This is a genomic window from Methylobacterium guangdongense, assembly GCF_038442355.1.
Classification (GTDB): domain Bacteria; phylum Pseudomonadota; class Alphaproteobacteria; order Rhizobiales; family Beijerinckiaceae; genus Methylobacterium; species Methylobacterium guangdongense.
Map to the genome: position 1 here is coordinate 266,853 of NZ_JBBXMX010000001.1, position 16,284 is coordinate 283,136.

General features: G+C 68.6%; 14 protein-coding genes and 1 other annotated feature. Of the genes, 7 read left to right on the top strand and 7 right to left on the bottom strand.

The annotated features are described in order from the left end of the window. Nucleotides 1-19 precede the first annotated feature (19 nt). The 4 genes from AAHG09_RS01325 (at nucleotide 20) to AAHG09_RS01340 (ending at nucleotide 5,675) form a co-directional block, all read left to right on the top strand. A complete protein-coding gene (locus tag AAHG09_RS01325; RefSeq protein ID WP_342104786.1) occupies nucleotides 20-1,690 on the top strand; it encodes a methyl-accepting chemotaxis protein in 1,671 nt (556 codons plus the stop codon). 64 nt (nucleotides 1,691-1,754) lie between these two features. After that, nucleotides 1,755-1,810 (top strand) — a sequence feature (sul1 is cis-regulatory element that is thought to sense ions involved in sulfur or methionine metabolism; They are found in Alphaproteobacteria). Nucleotides 1,811-1,875: 65 nt separating this feature from the next. Beyond that, nucleotides 1,876-3,372: a SulP family inorganic anion transporter gene (locus AAHG09_RS01330; protein ID WP_342104788.1), complete on the top strand. Its 1,497-nt coding sequence runs from the start codon at nucleotides 1,876-1,878 to the stop codon at nucleotides 3,370-3,372. Nucleotides 3,373-3,474: 102 nt separating this feature from the next. Beyond that, nucleotides 3,475-4,788: an ATP-dependent protease ATPase subunit HslU gene (hslU, locus tag AAHG09_RS01335; RefSeq protein ID WP_342104790.1), complete on the top strand. Its 1,314-nt coding sequence runs from the start codon at nucleotides 3,475-3,477 to the stop codon at nucleotides 4,786-4,788. A 62-nt stretch (nucleotides 4,789-4,850) separates the two neighbouring features. Continuing rightward, nucleotides 4,851-5,675: a DMT family transporter gene (locus AAHG09_RS01340; protein WP_342105451.1), complete on the top strand. Its 825-nt coding sequence runs from the start codon at nucleotides 4,851-4,853 to the stop codon at nucleotides 5,673-5,675. A gap of 7 nt (nucleotides 5,676-5,682) precedes the next feature. Here the strand turns inward: AAHG09_RS01340 and AAHG09_RS01345 are convergent, their stop codons facing one another. From AAHG09_RS01345 to AAHG09_RS01360, 4 genes are all read right to left on the bottom strand, one after another. After that, entirely contained in the window at nucleotides 5,683-6,084 is a 402-nt protein-coding gene (locus tag AAHG09_RS01345; RefSeq protein ID WP_091714599.1) for a PTS sugar transporter subunit IIA, read from the bottom strand. Between the two features lie 175 nt (nucleotides 6,085-6,259). Further along, on the bottom strand, nucleotides 6,260-6,703 hold the full coding sequence (locus tag AAHG09_RS01350; protein WP_342104792.1) for an HPr kinase/phosphorylase: 444 nt from the start codon (nucleotides 6,701-6,703) through the stop codon (nucleotides 6,260-6,262). Next, the gene (locus AAHG09_RS01355) at nucleotides 6,700-8,454 is read right to left on the bottom strand and encodes a stimulus-sensing domain-containing protein (RefSeq protein WP_412759979.1); all 1,755 of its coding nucleotides are present in this window, start codon (nucleotides 8,452-8,454) and stop codon (nucleotides 6,700-6,702) included. The genes AAHG09_RS01350 and AAHG09_RS01355 overlap by 4 nt, the downstream gene beginning before the upstream one ends. Nucleotides 8,455-8,522: 68 nt before the next feature. Then, nucleotides 8,523-9,233 (bottom strand): response regulator transcription factor, encoded by a 711-nt coding sequence (locus tag AAHG09_RS01360; protein ID WP_010682252.1) that lies wholly within the window; start codon nucleotides 9,231-9,233, stop codon nucleotides 8,523-8,525. A gap of 290 nt (nucleotides 9,234-9,523) precedes the next feature. Between AAHG09_RS01360 and AAHG09_RS01365 the strand changes: the two genes are divergently transcribed. From AAHG09_RS01365 to lepA, 3 genes are all read left to right on the top strand, one after another. After that, nucleotides 9,524-10,309, top strand: coding sequence for a HugZ family pyridoxamine 5'-phosphate oxidase (locus AAHG09_RS01365; RefSeq protein WP_342104797.1), 786 nt, complete (start codon nucleotides 9,524-9,526; stop codon nucleotides 10,307-10,309). Nucleotides 10,310-10,369: 60 nt separating this feature from the next. Next, nucleotides 10,370-10,570 carry a hypothetical protein gene (locus AAHG09_RS01370; RefSeq protein ID WP_342104799.1) on the top strand — a complete coding sequence of 67 codons (201 nt, stop codon included), beginning with the start codon at nucleotides 10,370-10,372 and terminating at the stop codon, nucleotides 10,568-10,570. Between the two features lie 220 nt (nucleotides 10,571-10,790). Continuing rightward, complete coding sequence (gene lepA, locus AAHG09_RS01375; RefSeq protein WP_342104801.1) at nucleotides 10,791-12,593, top strand: translation elongation factor 4; 1,803 nt, start codon at nucleotides 10,791-10,793, stop codon at nucleotides 12,591-12,593. Nucleotides 12,594-12,642: 49 nt separating this feature from the next. Here lepA and AAHG09_RS01380 read toward each other — a convergent pair whose 3' ends face one another. The 3 genes from AAHG09_RS01380 to AAHG09_RS01390 form a co-directional block, all read right to left on the bottom strand. Continuing rightward, entirely contained in the window at nucleotides 12,643-12,960 is a 318-nt protein-coding gene (locus tag AAHG09_RS01380) for a c-type cytochrome (protein WP_342104804.1), read from the bottom strand. Nucleotides 12,961-13,221: 261 nt separating this feature from the next. Further along, nucleotides 13,222-14,490: a PQQ-dependent sugar dehydrogenase gene (locus AAHG09_RS01385; protein ID WP_342104806.1), complete on the bottom strand. Its 1,269-nt coding sequence runs from the start codon at nucleotides 14,488-14,490 to the stop codon at nucleotides 13,222-13,224. A 112-nt stretch (nucleotides 14,491-14,602) separates the two neighbouring features. Next, a complete protein-coding gene (locus AAHG09_RS01390; RefSeq protein WP_342104808.1) occupies nucleotides 14,603-16,105 on the bottom strand; it encodes an NAD(P)/FAD-dependent oxidoreductase in 1,503 nt (500 codons plus the stop codon). Between the last annotated feature and the right edge of the window lie 179 nt (nucleotides 16,106-16,284).

Below are 16,284 nucleotides of genomic sequence, written 5' to 3' on the forward strand. Positions count from 1 at the left end.
CCTGACGGGTTGGACTGCAATGCAAATCGGCGGCAAACTCCTGGGCTTCGTCGGCGCCTGTAGCCTGACGACGCTGGTGGTGGCGGGCGTCAGCGTGGCGACGCTGCAGACCTTCGAGACCGCCCTGTCGAACGTCGAGAGCGCCTCCGTCCGTGCGCTCGACGCGGCGAATTTCAATCGCCTCGCGGCCGAGGTCACGATGGAGTCGCGGGGCGTCTACGCCTCCGCCGACCGTACCGAGGCCGCGAAATACGCCGCCGGCATCCGGAAGCGCCTGGCCGCCATGGACGCCCTGCGCGCCGAGTGGGCACCGAAGCTGGCGGAAGCCGAGCGCCCGCTGTTCGACACGATGTCCCGCAACTTCGACGCGTTCCGCTCCCTGCGGACCGCCCTCGCCGAGGCTGGCGAGACCGTCAGCCCCCGCGCGGCCGCGGATCTCGGCTTCAACGAGGCCAATCAGAACAATCGCCGGGCCTTCCAGGCCAGCATCGACGCCCTGGTCAGCCAGGGGCGCACCGAGATGGCGGCGATCAAGGGCGAGACCCAGGCGCTGTTCCAGGCGCGCGCGCTCCTCCTCCTCGGCCTTGCCCTCGCCGGCACGCTGATCTGCTGCGCCCTGGGGCTGTTCATCGGCCAGCGTCAGATCGCCCGGCCGCTCCGCGCACTCGCGGAGGCGATCGAGCGCCTGTCGCGCGGCGATCACGCGCTTCCCGCTATGGCACCCCGCCGCGACGAGATCGGCGCGATCTGGACCAGCACGCAGATCCTCAACGAGACGCTGCTGAAGGCGGAATCGCTGCGTCAGGAACATCAGCGCCTGGATGGCGATGCGGCGGCGCGCAAGCGGAGCGAGATGGCTGGCCTCGCCCGGCAATTCGAAGGCAGCATCGGGGGTCTCGTCCAGCATCTGGCCGGCGCGGCAACCGGGCTGGAGCGGGCCGCCGCCGCGATGGCCGGCAATGCCGAGCGGACCGGCAACCAGTCGCAGATCGTGACGCGCACCGCCGAGACGACTTCGCACAACGTCGATGCCGTCGCGGCCGCGACCGAGGAACTCGCCGCCACGGCGAGCGAGATCGGCGTCCAGGTCTCCCAGACGTCGAGTGCGGCCGAGAGCGCCGTCGAGGCGACGCGGCGGACCCGCTCCAGCGTCCAGGCCCTGGCCCGCAGCGCCGACGGGATCGGGCAGGTGGTGTCGCTCATCTCGACCATCGCCGGCCAGACCAACCTGCTGGCCCTGAACGCCACGATCGAGGCGGCGCGCGCCGGTGAAGCCGGTCGAGGCTTCGCGGTGGTGGCCACCGAGGTGAAGGATCTTGCGACCCAGACCGCCAAGGCCACCGAAGAGATCGCCGGCCAGATCGCCGCCATGCGCGCCGCGACCCACGAGGCGGTGTCGGCGATCGAGGAGATCGGCGGCACGATCGAGCAGGTCCACGGCATCGCCCTCGGCGTGGCCGCCGCGGTCGAGGAGCAGCAGGTCGCCACGCAGGAGATCGCCCGCAGCATCGCCGAGGCCGCCAGCGGCACCCGGTCGGTCACCGAGACGATGGCGCTGGTGCTCGGCGCGGCGCACGAGACCGGCGTCAGCGCGGCGCAGGTGCTGGAGGCCGCGGCCGACATCGCCCGGCGCTCGAATGGGCTCGGCGGCGAGGTGACGGGCTTCGTGGCGCAGGTCCGGGCCGCCTGAGCCCGGCTCTGCACGCAAGCGATGTTGCGTTGCAGCGCGGAGTTCCGTAGGGATACGGCATTCGCAAGGACCCGGTGAAAGCCCGGGTGGCTCTTCCGGCCGCCGATCCGCCGGACCACGCATCCGAGTCGTCCTGATCGTCCGCCCGAGATGCGGACGTGCGCCTCGTGCGGATCAATCATTCTATGCAACGCACTATCCTTGGAGCCACCGGCCTTCGCGGCGCGTGGTTCTCCAATCTCCGCGGCGACACCCTGTCGGGCGTCGTCGTCGCCCTCGCCCTCATCCCGGAGGCGATCGGCTTCTCGGTGATCGCCGGGGTCGATCCCAAGGTCGGTCTCTACGCCTCGGTGGTCATCGCCTGCACCATCGCGTTCGTAGGCGGACGCCCCGCGATGATCTCGGCCGCCACCGCCGCCACCGCCGTGGTGATGGTCGAACTCGTGCGCGATCACGGGGTGCAGTACCTCTTCGCCGCCACGATCCTGATGGGGGTCTTCCAGATCCTGGCCGGGCTCCTGCGCCTCGGCCGGCTGATGCGGTTCGTGTCGCAATCGGTGATGACCGGTTTCGTCAACGCGCTGGCGATCCTGATCTTCCTGGCCCAGCTCCCGGAACTCACCGGCGTCACGCCGGCGACCTACGGGCTGATCGCGCTCGGCCTCGTCATCATCTACGGGTTCCCGCGGATCACGAAGGCCGTCCCCTCGCCGCTGGTGGCGATTGCCGTGCTCACCGTGGTCACGGCCGTGTTCCACCTCGACGTGCGCACGGTCTCGCATCTCGGCGCCCTGCCGTCGTCGCTGCCGAGCTTCGCCCTGCCGGACGTACCCCTGACGTTCGAGACATTGCGCATCATCGCGCCCTACGCGGCGACCCTTGCCGCGGTCGGGCTGCTGGAGAGCCTGCTCACCGCGCAGATCGTCGACGACCTGACCGATACGGGCAGCGACAAGAACCGCGAGTGCCTGGGCCAGGGCGTCGCCAACATGGCGTCCGCCGTGTTCGGCGGCATGGGCGGCTGCGCGATGATCGGCCAGTCGGTCATCAACGTGTCCTCGGGCGCCCGCGGCCGGCTCTCGACCCTGGTGGCCGGGGCCTTCCTGCTCCTGCTGCTGGTGGCGCTGCAGGACCTGCTCGCCGTCGTGCCGGTGGCGGCGCTGACCGCCGTGATGATCATGGTCTCGCTGAACACCTTTTCGTGGCGCTCCCTGGCGCAGCTGCGCACCAACCCCCTGCCTTCCTCGGCGGTGATGCTGGCGACGGTTCTGGTGGTCGTGGCCACCAAGGATCTCGCCATCGGCGTCCTGGTCGGCGTGCTGCTGTCGGGCGTGTTCTTCGCCGGAAAAGTCTCACGCCTCAGCCGGGTCACCTCGGAGCTGTCGCCGGACGGGCGGACCCGGACCTACCGGGTCAGCGGGCAGGTCTTCTTCGCCTCCGCCGGCACCTTCTCCGAGGCGATCGACCTGCTCGAGCCCGTCGACCGCCTCGTCATCGACGTGACGGCGGCGCATTTCTGGGACATCTCGGCCGTGGCGGCCCTCGACCGGGTGGTGCTGAAGGCCCGCGCGCGGGGCCGGACCGTCGAGGTCATGGGGCTGAACGCGGCCAGCGCGACGCTGGTGGAACGCTTCGGAACCCACGACAAGCCCGGGGCCGCACCGTCGCTCGCGGCACACTGAGGCGGCCATACGCCCCCGCGCAGCCCCTTGCGCGGGGGCGCGCGGGACCCCATTCCCGGCATGGGCCCACGCAACGCGGCCGGGAACAGGGATGGACCAGCGGTGACGACGTTCTCTCCGCGCGAGATCGTGTCCGAACTCGATCGCTTCATCGTCGGACAGCACGACGCCAAGCGCGCCGTCGCGATCGCGCTGCGCAACCGCTGGCGGCGCCAGCAGCTCACCGGCCCGCTCCGCGAGGAGGTCGCGCCCAAGAACATTCTGATGATCGGGCCCACGGGTTGCGGCAAGACCGAGATCGCCCGGCGCCTCGCCCGACTGGCCAACGCACCGTTCCTCAAGATCGAGGCCACCAAGTTCACCGAGGTCGGCTATGTCGGCCGCGATGTCGAGCAGATCGTGCGCGATCTCGTCGAGGTGGCGATCGGCCTGACCCGGCAGACCAAGCGCGAGGGTGTCCGCGCCAAGGCCGAGGCAGCCGCCGAGAACCGGATCCTCGACGCCCTGGTCGGGCCGACGGCGAGCCAATCCACCCGCGACAGCTTCCGCCGCAAGCTCCGCAACAGCGAGCTCGACGACAAGGAAGTCGAACTGGAGTTGGTGTCGAACGCGCCGGCGGGGATGCCGATGTTCGAGATTCCCGGCATGCCGGGGGCCTCCATGGGGGCGATCAACATCGGCGACATGCTGGGCAAGGCGCTCGGAGGCCAGCGCGGCAAGCCGCGCCGGGTTCTCGTGCGGGACGCCTACGCGCCCCTGATGGCCGAGGAATCCGACAAGCTCGTCGACGACGAGGCGCTGGTCCGCGACGCGATCCGCGAGGTCGAGAACAACGGCATCGTGTTCCTCGACGAGATCGACAAGATCTGCGCCCGCGAGGGTCGCTCCTCGGGCGACGTGTCGCGCGAGGGCGTGCAGCGCGATCTGCTGCCGTTGATCGAGGGCACTACGGTCACCACTAAGCACGGGCCGGTGAAGACCGACCACATCCTGTTCATCGCCTCGGGTGCCTTCCACGTCTCGAAGCCCGCCGATCTCCTGCCGGAATTGCAGGGCCGCCTTCCGATCCGGGTCGAGCTGCAGCCCCTGACGGTGGACGATTTCCGCCAGATTCTCACGTCCACGGAGGCGAGCCTGATCAAGCAGACCGTCGCGCTGATGGAGACCGAGGGCGTGACCCTCACCTTCTCGGACGATGCGGTGGATGCGCTGGCCAAGGTCGCCGTCGAGGTGAATTCCTCGGTGGAGAATATCGGTGCCCGCCGGCTCCAGACCGTGCTGGAACGGGTGATCGACGAGATCTCCTTCACCGCTACCGACCGGTCCGGCGAGACCGTGCCGATCGATGCCGCCTATGTGCGGTCGCGGGTAGAGGATCTCGCGGCCAACGCGGATCTGAGTCGGTTCATCCTGTGAGTGCGGCCGGACGGGTGCGCCCGTCCCCGATACTTCTCCCGGTCGCCGCCCTCGTCGCCGGCATGGTCTCCCTCCAATGCGGCGCGACCTTCGCCAAGAGCCTGTTTCCGGCGGTCGGCCCGGCCGGCACATCGAGCCTGCGTGTCGGGTTCTCGGCGCTGATCCTCATTGCGGCCTGGCGCCCCTGGCGTCGGAGCCTGAGCACGCGCGAGGCGGGCTGGATCGCGCTCTACGGCGCGGCGCTCGGCGCAATGAACCTGCTGTTCTATCTCGCCCTGGCACGCCTGCCGCTCGGGCCGGCCGTGGCGATCGAATTCGCCGGTCCGCTCGCGGTGGCGCTGATCGCGTCGCGCCGCGCTTCCGATTTCCTGTGGATCGGCCTCGCCGTTCTCGGACTGATGCTGCTCCTGCCCATCGCCACGACGGACGGGCTCGACCCGGTCGGCGTCGCCCTCGATCTCGGGGCCGCCCTGTGTTGGGCGCTCTACATCCTGTTCGGCCAGCGAGCCGGCCGGGTCGATGGCGGTCAGGCGGTCTCCCTCGGGATGCTGACTGCGGCCCTGGTGGTGGCGCCCTTCGGCGTGGCAGAGGCCGGATCGAGTCTGCTCGCGCCCGGGATCCTGATCGCCGGCCTCGCGGTGGCGGTGATGTCGAGCGCCCTGCCCTATTCCCTCGAGATGGTTGCCCTGCGGCGCCTCGACCGGAAAAGCTTCGGCGTGCTGATGAGCCTGGAACCGGCGGTCGCGGCCTGCGCCGGGCTGACGCTGCTGGGCGAGCGAATCAGCCTCGTGCAGTCGCTCGCCATCGGCCTCGTCATCGCGGCATCCGTGGGCATCACCGTGGGCTCGCGGCGTCCGGGACCCGAGGCGGCGATCCTGGAGACGTGAGAGGCGCTTACTTGCCCGCCAGAACCCGCGAGGCGACGTTGATGTATTTCCGCCCGGCCTCCTGGGCGTGCAGCACCGCGTCGCCGAGATTCTCCTCGTCGCGGACGCTGGCCAGCTTGATCAGCATGGGCAGGTTGATGCCCGCCACGACCTCGACCGAGCCGCCGTTCATGCACGACAGCGCGAGATTCGAGGGCGTGCCGCCGAACATGTCGGTCAGCACGACCACGCCCTCACCGGTATTCACGCGACAGACCGCGGACATGATGTCCCGCCGCCGCAATTCCATATCGTCTTCCGGCCCGATCGTGATCGTTTCGATCTGATCCTGAGGGCCGACCACGTGCTCCAGAGCGGCCTTGAACTCGGTCGCCAGGAGTCCGTGAGTGACGAGCACCATGCCAATCATCGACACGTGTTCCAACGTCCTGTGTGTGCCGCCATGTTGTGCATCGCACAGCCCCCCACAAGGCGAACGCGACTTTTTTGCCCGGACATCCCCGCGATCATGGCACGGCTGTCCCGCGTATACCATGGGGCGGCACCACCGCTGAGCGATTCGGAGGCCATGTGCGGCTGCGAAGTCACGGCCGCGGCTTTTGCAGTGCCGCACGGATCAGCAGCGGCGCCAAGCCCGCGGCGCGGACGCCGTGATCGAGGACGAGGCGGGGGAGCTGGAAACCCAGCAGATCCGCCGGTCCGGGCGGCTTAGGCAGACGCGGCGATACATCGACGAGATCGACGACGAGATTCAGAATGGTCTCGGGGCGGACGGGTACGCCGAGATCGGCGACCGACAGGATCCCCTGCCCCCGCACTTCGACACGACCGGCGAGCGCCGCATGCGGGCGTGCGACGACGTCCCCGCCTGCGACCGCGCAGACGATCCTGTCGTCCGCCACGAACGCACCGTCGGCGGCGGCGGCGAGCAGTAGCGCCAGGCTCGATTTTCCGGAGCCCGATTCGCCGCGAATCAGGATGCCGGCGCCGCCGAGCACGCAGCAGGCGCCATGCAGGGTGATCGTCACGCGTGGAGCTGGCGGGGCGCGGCCGGCAGGCGGACGATGAAGCGTGCGCCGCGCACGGTGGGCTCGCCGTCCTCGTCGGGGGCGCCGGGACGGTTCTCGGCGCGGATCGTGCCGCGATGCGCCTGCACGATCTGACGCGAGATCGACAGGCCGAGGCCGGAATTCTGGCCGAACCCCTGCTCGGGGCGATCGGTGTAGAAGCGCTCGAAGATCCGCTCCAGGGCGTGCTCCGGGATGCCCGGCCCCTCATCCTCGCAGATCAGCTCGACCTCGCCGCGCACCCGACGCAGCACCACGCGGACCTTCGCGTCGCTGGGCGAGAACGAGCGGGCATTGTCGAGCAGGTTGTTCACCACCTGCCCGAGCCGGCTGTCGTGGCCGATGATCGTGAACGGCGCCTCGTTGTCGAACCCGGTCGGCTCCACGTCGAGCTGGATCAGGCAGTCCTTCGGCCGCCGCCGCTCGTTGGCCACCGACACCACGGTGGAGAGCAGGCGCCGTAGATCGACCCGCCGCGCCTCCGCCCGGGCGAGTTCGGCATCGAGGCGCGACGCGTCGGCGATGTCGCTGATAAGCCGGTCGAGGCGCTTCACGTCGTGCTGGATGATCGCCATCAGCCGGCCGCGCGAATCATCGGACTTGGCGAGCGGAAGGGTCTCGACGGCGCTGCGCAGCGAGGTCAACGGGTTCTTCAGCTCGTGGCTGACATCGGCCGCAAAGCTCTCGATGGCGTCGATCCGGCGGTAGAGCGCCTGGGTCATGTCGCGCAGAGCCCCCGACAGATGGCCGATCTCGTCGGTGCGCTCGGTGAAGTCGGGGATCTCCTCGCGGGTCTTGATGCCCATCCGCACCTTCTCGGCGGCCTCGGCGAGGCGGCGGACCGGGCCCGCGATCGCGCCGGCCAGCAGGAACGACAGCACCACCATCACGGCCGAGGCGACGAGGAACACCTGCAGCAGGCCGAACCGCTCCGAGGCGATCACCCGATCGATGGCGTCGCCCTGGGTCGAGATCAGCAGCGCGCCGCGGACCGAGCCGGCCTTATGGATCGGCACGGCGACCGAGACGGTGGTCTCCCCCTGCTTGTTGCGGCGCACGAGGCTGCCGCGATTGCCGCCGAGCGCCGCCTGGACCTCGCGCAGGGAGTGGCCGTTCAACGGGCCGGTCTCCTCGGCGGGCTCGGCCCGGCTGCGGAACAGAGCGCTTAGCTTGGTCTGGACAGTCTGGAAGGCGGATTCCAGCATCCCGGGCTTGTGCGGCCGGGGCTCCAGCGGGTCGGGCCGGCCGGCATCGCCGCGCTTGAACAGGGTGCGGGTGTCGAACAGGAGGCCGCCCTCCTGATCGTAGACCCGCGCCCGGTTGCCGGTCGGCGTGACGAGGCGTGAGAGGAGCGGCGCCACCTTCTCGGGGTTGAGCGAGAAGGCGAGCGGCTGCGATTCCTCCTCGGCGGCCTCGCCGGCCTGCTGCTGAAGCAGCTTGTCGGGATCGATGCGGATCGTGTCGGTGTCGACCGAGGCCGAGGCCGCGATGGCGCCCGCGATGATCTCGCCCTGGATGGCGAGGCTCTGGATCCGCGCCTGGATCAGGCCCTGCCGGAACTGGTTGAGGTATAGGAACCCGACCAGCAGCGCGATCAGCCCGACGAGATTGAGCACGACGATGCGGCGCGTCAGGCTCGACGAGGCGCGCTGGCCGATCGCATCCCAGAGGGCACGGGGCCAGGTCAGCGGGCGGGAGAGGGCTTTGGCCAGGGAGGTGCGGGGCTCGGCCTCCTCGGCCTGAGCCTGTGTGCGGGCGGTCACGCGGCGGATTCCGGAGATCACGCCTCCTTGAACCGGTAGCCGACGCCGTAGAGCGTCTCGATCATGTCGAAGCTCTGGTCGGTCACCTTGAACTTCTTGCGCAGCCGCTTGATGTGGCTGTCGATCGTCCGGTCATCGACATAGACCTGATCGTCATAGGCCGCATCCATCAGGGCGTTGCGGCTCTTCACGACGCCGGGGCGCTGGGCGAGCGCCTGGAGGATGAGGAACTCTGTGACCGTCAGGGTGACCGGCTCGCCCTTCCACGTGCAGGTGTGGCGCTCGGGATCCATCATCAGCGCGCCGCGCTCCAGCGAGCGGGCCGCGACCTCCTCGGCCCCGCGCGGCGTGGCGCCGGGCGCCTCCTTGGCGAAGCGGCGCAGCACCGCCTTCACGCGCTCCACCAGGAGACGCTGCGAGAACGGCTTATGGATGAAGTCGTCCGCGCCCATCTTCAGGCCGAACAGCTCGTCGATCTCCTCGTCCTTCGACGTCAGAAAGATCACGGGAAGGTCCGATTTCTGCCGCAGGCGTCGGAGAAGCTCCATCCCGTCCATGCGCGGCATCTTGATGTCGAAGATCGCCAGATCCGGCGGGGAATGGCGCAGGCCGTCGAGGGCGGAGGCGCCGTCCGTGTAGGTCTGGATGCGGTAGCCTTCGGTCTCAAGCGCGATCGACACCGAGGTGAGAATGTTCCGGTCGTCGTCGACGAGGGCGATGGTCGGCATGCGCGATCCCTGACTGAACGGGTTCTGGCGCGGTCTCGGCTCATCGCGCGAGGCCACGCCGCGTCCCGGCCCCCGAGGGGCAGACAAGAGCGCGAACCGGGCGGTTGAAACGCAGCCCGGGACGCGCAAAGGGACAGGTGCTTTAGTACGGCCAATCGGAAAAAGCGAGCGGCGGTCATAGCTTGGCCGTAACGGCCGATCTGACGCGGGTGTCGCGCCTCGCGCACCGACCCCGGTCTCGCTAACGTGGCAGAGGCGTCGAACGGCAATTCGCGTGGGGGAGGAACAGCATGGGTGAGACCGGCGGAAACGCAGCCGAATCGCGGGGTCCCGCCCGGCCCCTGCCGGCCGACGAGGCGCCCTTCGACGCGATCGGCCTCGCCCGGAGCCTGCTGCGCGGCATCCGCTCCGGCGCGCTCGCGACCCTGGACCCGGACGGCACGCCCTTCGCCTCCCTGGTGACGATCGCCACCGATGCCGACGGCACGCCGCTGATGCTGCTGTCCCGGCTTTCGGCCCATACGAGGAACCTGCTCGCGAACCCACGCTGCTCGCTGCTGTTCGCCCAGACCGGCAAGGGCGATCCCCTCGCCCATCCCCGGCTGACCGTGGTCGGGCGCGCGACGCAGACCGGCGAGCTGCGGGCGCGGGAACGCTTCCTCGCCCGCCATCCTAAGGCCAAGCTCTACGCGGACTTCCCCGATTTCGGCTTCTTCGCCCTCGATCCCGAGGCCGGCCACCTGAACGGCGGCTTCGCCAAGGCCGCGACGCTGACCCGCGATCAACTGCTCCTCGACCTCGCCGGCGCCGAGGCCATCGTGGCCGGCGAGCGCGGGGCGGTGGAGCATATGAACGCCGACCACGCGGACGCGCTCGCGCTCTACGCGACCGGCAGCGGCGCCGAGGCCGGGCTGCCCTGGCGGCTCACCGGGCTCGACCCCGAGGGAATGGACCTGATGGCCAACGACCGCACCGCCCGGGTCGTCTATCCGGAGCGCGTCTCCGACATGGGTGCGCTGCGCAAGAGCTTGGTTGCCATGGCCGCGCGGGCGCGCGCGAGCGACACGCAAGGTTAGGCCGCACGGACTTCGCAAAGGGGCATGGCGAAATGCCGCCGACTGCCCCATATCGGCTGCATGAGCGAAACGCAGACAGACACCTACCCCTTCAGCCTCGATGTCGAACCCGTCGGCGACAGCGGCTCCCTGTTCCAGTGGAGCATCCGCAAGCACGGCAAGCTGCACCAGCGGTCCGATCGGAAGCACCCGACCGAGGCCAAGGCGCGCTCCCACGGCGAGGCCGAAATCGAGCGCCTGATCCGCGATCGCGGTCGCTAAGGCGACCCGCGCGGCGCAAGCAACACCTTCGTGTGCAAGGGGCGGGGGCCGGATCGATCCGGTCCCCGTCTTTCCGCGTGCCCGGCGACAGGATGGCGCGTCGGTTGCGGGCGCGCTTGGCGCCTTCCCGCAGCGCTGCTATCTCGCGCGGGAGCCGCTCCATCCCAGAATGTCCAGACGTCAGACGGTGCGCGTCGGCGCGCGCCCGAACGGAATGCCGATGACAGCCCCGATCGACTCCATCCGCAACTTCTCGATCGTCGCGCATATCGACCACGGCAAATCGACGCTCGCGGACCGTCTGATCCAGGCGACCGGCACCGTGGCGCTGCGCGACATGTCCGAGCAGATGCTCGACTCGATGGATATCGAGAAGGAGCGCGGCATCACCATCAAGGCGCAGACCGTGCGCCTGGAATACAAGGCGCAGGACGGCAAGGATTACGTCCTGAACCTGATGGACACGCCCGGCCACGTCGACTTCGCCTACGAGGTCTCGCGCTCGCTCGCCGCCTGCGAGGGGTCCCTCCTCGTGGTCGACGCCTCGCAGGGCGTGGAGGCGCAGACCCTCGCCAACGTCTATCAGGCGCTCGACGCCAACCACGAGATCGTCTCGGTCCTCAACAAGGTCGACCTGCCGGCCGCCGAGCCGGACCGGGTGAAGGAGCAGATCGAGGAGGTGATCGGCCTCGATGCCTCCGACGCCGTGCCGATCTCGGCCAAGACCGGGCTCAACATAGAGGCGGTGCTTGAGGCGATCGTCACGCGCCTGCCGCCGCCGAAGGGCAAGAGCGACGCGCCGCTCAAGGCGCTCCTCGTGGACAGCTGGTACGACGCCTATCTCGGCGTCGTGGTGCTGGTGCGGATCATCGACGGCACCCTCAAGAAGGGCATGACCATCCGCATGATGGGTGCCGACGCCGTCTACGGCGTCGATCGCATCGGCGTGTTCCGGCCGAAGATGGCCGATATCGACGCGCTGGGCCCCGGCGAGGTCGGTTTCTTCACCGGCTCGATCAAGGAGGTGGCCGACACCCGCGTCGGCGACACCATCACCGAGGACAAGCGCCAGACCACCGAGATGCTGCCGGGCTTCAAGGAAGTGCAGGCGGTGGTGTTCTGCGGCCTATTTCCGGTGGACGCCGCCGAGTTCGAGAACCTGCGCTCGGCCATGGGCCGGCTCCGGCTCAACGACGCCTCGTTCTCCTACGAGATGGAGTCTTCGGCCGCGCTCGGCTTCGGCTTCCGCTGCGGCTTCCTCGGGCTGCTGCACCTGGAGATCATCCAGGAGCGACTGGAGCGCGAGTTCAACCTCGACCTGATCTCGACCGCGCCCTCGGTGGTCTACCGCCTCAAGATGCGCGACGGCGAGGTGAAAGAACTGCACAACCCGGCCGACATGCCGGACATCATGAAGATCGAGACGATCGAGGAGCCCTGGATCCGCGCCACGATCCTGACGCCCGACGATTATCTCGGCGGCGTGCTCAAGCTCTGCCAGGACCGCCGGGGCGTGCAGATCGACCTCAACTACGTCGGCAAGCGCGCCATGGTGGTCTACGACCTGCCGCTGAACGAAGTGGTGTTCGACTTCTACGACCGGTTGAAGTCGATCTCGAAGGGCTACGCCTCGTTCGACTACCACGTGTCGGACTACCGCGAGGGTGACCTCGTGAAGATGTCGATCCTCGTCAACGCCGAGCCGGTCGACGCCCTCTCGATGCTGGTCCACCGCACCCGCGCCGAGTCGCGCGGACGGGCCATGTGCGAGAAGCTGAAGGACCTGATCCCCCGCCACCTGTTCCAGATCCCCGTCCAGGCGGCGATCGGCGGCAAGATCATCGCCCGCGAGACCATCAAGGCCCTGTCCAAGGACGTCACCGCCAAGTGCTACGGCGGCGACATCTCGCGCAAGCGCAAGCTTTTGGACAAGCAGAAGGAAGGCAAGAAGAAGATGCGCCAGTTCGGGCGCGTGGAGATCCCGCAGGAGGCGTTCATCGCGGCGCTGAAGATGGACGATTGATCCACCACGTGCATCCCCTCCCCCCTCTGCGGGGGAGGGAGACGCCCCCTCATCCCGGCGGCAGCACGTCGACTTGAATCCCTGAATAGTACGCCGCCAGATTCGCGATATCGGCGTCCGACAGCTCCTTCGCGACAACGTTCATGATCTCGTTCTGCCGCTTGCCGTCGCGGTAGTCGGTCAGCTGCTTGACGAGATACGGCTCGACCTGCCCGGCGAGGTTCGGCGCCTCCGGCAGCTTCGAGAGTCCGTCCATCCCATGGCAGGTCTGGCAGGCGGTCGCGCGCTTCTTGCCCGCGGCGGCATCGCCGGCTTGGGCCGCGAGCGGGACGAGGGTGGCGAGCAGAACGAGAAGCGGACGGATCATCGGGCGAACTCAAGGACCATTGGATACAAGCCCGATCGCCTCCGAGCGAGGCGCGGGTCCCCTCTCCCGTGCGGGAGAGGGACAGGGTGAGGGATGAGAACTCTCAGAAAGCGGCGCGACCGGCACATGCCGTCAGGCTGTGCTCAGTCCTGAACCTTCTCGTCCCTCACCCCAACCCTCTCCCGCACGGGAGAGGGGGCGGGTTGCGCTGGCCAGCAACGGCAGCGCCTCCCGCGCAGGGAGGCGCCGAGTCACAAAAAGCTACTTCTCGTAAGAGATCCGGTAGATCGCCCCGGCGGAATCGTCCGAGACCAGCAGCGAGCCGTCGAGCATCACCGCCACGTCCACCGGCCGGCCGAGATACTCGCCGTCACCCGTGAGCCAACCCTCCGCGAACGGCTTGACCGACTCGACCTTCCCGTCGGCCCCGAGCTTGGCGAACATCACCCGGGCGCCGATCGGCTGGGTGCGATTCCACGAGCCGTGCTCGGCGATGAAGATCCCGCCCTTGTACGAGGCCGGGAACTGCTTGCCGTTGTAGAAGGTCATGCCGAGATCGGCTGCGTGCGGCGGCAATTCGGCCATCGGGGCGACCGCGTCGGCGGGGGGCGTCTGGTCCTTGTACTCGACGGTGCGGACCGCGCCGCCGCCGAACCATGGGAAGCCGAAATTCTCGCCCGCCTTGGTGGCGTGGTTCAGCTCGCCCGGCGGCTTGTCGTCGCCCATACCGTCGACCTGGTTGTCGGTGAACCAGAGGGTCTTGTCGGTGTTGAAATCCATCCCCACCGAGTTGCGGATGCCGGTCGCGTAGACCTCGCGGTTCTTGCCGTCGGCGTCGATGCGGATGATGCCGCCGATGCCGACCTTCTTGTACAGGTCCATCTTCTCGGCCGGGGGCACGTTGTAGGGCTGGCCGAGGGCGATGTAGGTCTTGCCGTCGGCGCCGACCCGGCAGACCCGGGCGGTGTGGTTGAAGCTTTCTTCCGCGGCCGGGATCAGATCGCCCTGCTTGATCAGCACGCCCGCGGCGACATCCGGGTTCTCATAGAAGAACTCGGCGGCCGGGAAGGCCAGCACGCGGTTCTGCTCCACCACGGTGAGCACGCCGTCCTTCGAGAAGCAGACGCCGTTCGGGATCTTGAACTCGATGCCCGGCGCGAAGGCGCGGACCTCGTCGGCGACCCGATCCTTGTCGCGGTCGGTGACCGTGTAGATCTTGCTCTTGCGCGTGCCGACGAACAGCACCCCGGCATTGGGGCCGACCGCGATGGCGCGGGCATCCGGCACCACGGCGTAGAGGTCGATCTTGAAGCCGTCCGGAAGCTTGATCTTCGACAGGTTTTTGCGGATCGCGTCGGCACGCCGGCCGGTCTGCGGAATCTCGGGGGCGGCCTGCGTGTTGGTGCTGTGCATGCCTTCGAGCTTCTGCAGGTCGTCGGCTTTGGCCTTGGTCTCGGCGGGGGCGACGCCCTGCGCCAGGGCCGGCGCGGCGACGCCCGCCAACAGGGCGGCGATGATCAATGATCGCATCGTACTACTTCCTCCCGGCCGCCCTGGTGTTGGGCGTGTCCGGGAGCGACGATAGAGCCGACAGTTCGAGGGACAAGCCGCGCCGGTGACGCGGCCCGCACCCTGTCGCCGCTCAGGCGACCTTGCGCGGCACGAGCCTTTCGCTACCCAGCGCCGCCTCGGCCCCCGATACGCCGGCCTCGGTGTATTCGGCATCCTCGTTGACCCGCCAGACATCGTGCCGGCGCTTGTTGGCCAGGATGTTCTCCACGGTGAGCATCGCGGTCATCATCGCGTGGTCCTGGTTGTTGTACTTGTGCATGCCGTTGCGGCCGACGAGGTGCAGGGTCGGGAAATCCCGCTCCAGCTCCCGGCGCACCGTGGCGATGTGGTCGGCATACTCCTCGTCGTAGACCGGATAGGCCTTGGCCTGCCGGACCACGCAGGCATCGACCACCTCGGCAGGATCGATCAGGCCGATCTGCCCGATCTCGCGCTTGGCGAGGGCCACGAGGTCGTCATCCGCGGCGTTCCAGAGCCCATCGCCCTCGAAGCAGAAATATTCGAGGCCGAGGCAGGTGTGGTCTTCGTCCGGCACCATCTCGGGCGACCACGAGCGGAAGTTCTGCACCCGCCCGACCTTCACGGACGGATCGTGGATGTAGATCCAGTTGTCCGGAAAATCGTTTTTGGACTTGGCGATGAGGGCGACCGTGAGGAAGTCGCGGTACTTCAGCGACCGGGCGTTGAAGGTGCTCAGCGGCCGCGGCCGGATCGAATCGACCAACTCGCGCACCGGGGCCGACGAGACCACGTGGCGGGCCGTGAAGGTCTCGCGGCTGCCATCGGCGCTGCGGGCCGCCACGGTCCAGATGCCGGTGCCGGCATCGTACGTGAGGGAATCGACGCCCCGGTCGAGCAGCACCTTGCCACCCTGCGCCCGGATCTTGGCGGCGGCGGCCTCCCACATCATGCCGGGGCCGCGCCGCGGGTAGCGGAACGACTCGATCAGCGTCTTGATCACCGGGCCGCCGGCCTTGGCGGGCTTGCGCAGGCCGAGCGAGCGCTTGATCCCGTCGCGGATCGCCGCGCCGAGGTCGAGCCCCTTGATGCGCTGGGCCGCCCAATCGGCCGAGATCGCGTCGCACGACATGCCCCACACCTTCTCGGTGTAGGTCTTGAAGAAGATCGCGAACAGGCGCTCGCCGAACTGGTTGCGCACCCAGGCGTGGAAGGTTTTCGGCTCCCGAACCGGGCGCAGACGGGCCCAGGCATAGGACGCCATGCAGGCCGCGCTCGTGAAGATGCCCAAATTCTTCAGCGCCTCGAAGGCCTTGAGCGGATACGCGTAGTAGCGGCCGCGATAGTAGATCCGCGACAGGCGCGGGCGTTCGATGAAGTCGTTGGGCAGGATCTCGTCCCAGAGATCGACCACGGCCTTGGACTTCGAGAAGAATCGGTGGCCGCCGATGTCGAACAGGTAGCCGTTGTGCGAGACCGTGCGTGAGATGCCGCCGACCCGGGCCGGATCGCGCTCCAGAACCGTGACGGACCGGCCCTGCTTCGACAGCAGGTAGGCGGCGGTGAGGCCCGCGGGCCCCGCGCCGATCACCAGCGTCTCGGTGTGGTGGCTCATCCCGTGCTCCGGCGATTCGTAAGTCGCACGACGCGCGCAGCGCCGACCTTCGGGCAGGATGCGGAGGCATGGTTAAGGAATCGCTGGCGATACAGGCGTATCGCGCTGGCGAATGCCAATGTCCGGCGTGCAAAATCGTCGCTCGCCGGCGATCTCCGGTTCGCGCGAGCTCCCGAAGC

What these genes read in the sequence shown, in the direction of transcription:
- AAHG09_RS01325 (WP_342104786.1), top strand. Translation starts at nt 20, where the DNA reads ATGCAAATCGGCGGCAAACTCCTGGGCTTCGTCGGCGCCTGTAGCCTG.
- AAHG09_RS01380 (WP_342104804.1), bottom strand. Translation starts at nt 12,960, where the DNA reads ATGATCCGTCCGCTTCTCGTTCTGCTCGCCACCCTCGTCCCGCTCGCG.
- AAHG09_RS01385 (WP_342104806.1), bottom strand. Translation starts at nt 14,490, where the DNA reads ATGCGATCATTGATCATCGCCGCCCTGTTGGCGGGCGTCGCCGCGCCG.
- AAHG09_RS01360 (WP_010682252.1), bottom strand. Translation starts at nt 9,233, where the DNA reads ATGCCGACCATCGCCCTCGTCGACGACGACCGGAACATTCTCACCTCG.
- AAHG09_RS01390 (WP_342104808.1), bottom strand. Translation starts at nt 16,105, where the DNA reads ATGAGCCACCACACCGAGACGCTGGTGATCGGCGCGGGGCCCGCGGGC.
- AAHG09_RS01340 (WP_342105451.1), top strand. Translation starts at nt 4,851, where the DNA reads ATGGTCTCCCTCCAATGCGGCGCGACCTTCGCCAAGAGCCTGTTTCCG.
- lepA (WP_342104801.1), top strand. Translation starts at nt 10,791, where the DNA reads ATGACAGCCCCGATCGACTCCATCCGCAACTTCTCGATCGTCGCGCAT.
- AAHG09_RS01365 (WP_342104797.1), top strand. Translation starts at nt 9,524, where the DNA reads ATGGGTGAGACCGGCGGAAACGCAGCCGAATCGCGGGGTCCCGCCCGG.
- AAHG09_RS01330 (WP_342104788.1), top strand. Translation starts at nt 1,876, where the DNA reads ATGCAACGCACTATCCTTGGAGCCACCGGCCTTCGCGGCGCGTGGTTC.
- AAHG09_RS01370 (WP_342104799.1), top strand. Translation starts at nt 10,370, where the DNA reads ATGAGCGAAACGCAGACAGACACCTACCCCTTCAGCCTCGATGTCGAA.
- AAHG09_RS01345 (WP_091714599.1), bottom strand. Translation starts at nt 6,084, where the DNA reads ATGATTGGCATGGTGCTCGTCACTCACGGACTCCTGGCGACCGAGTTC.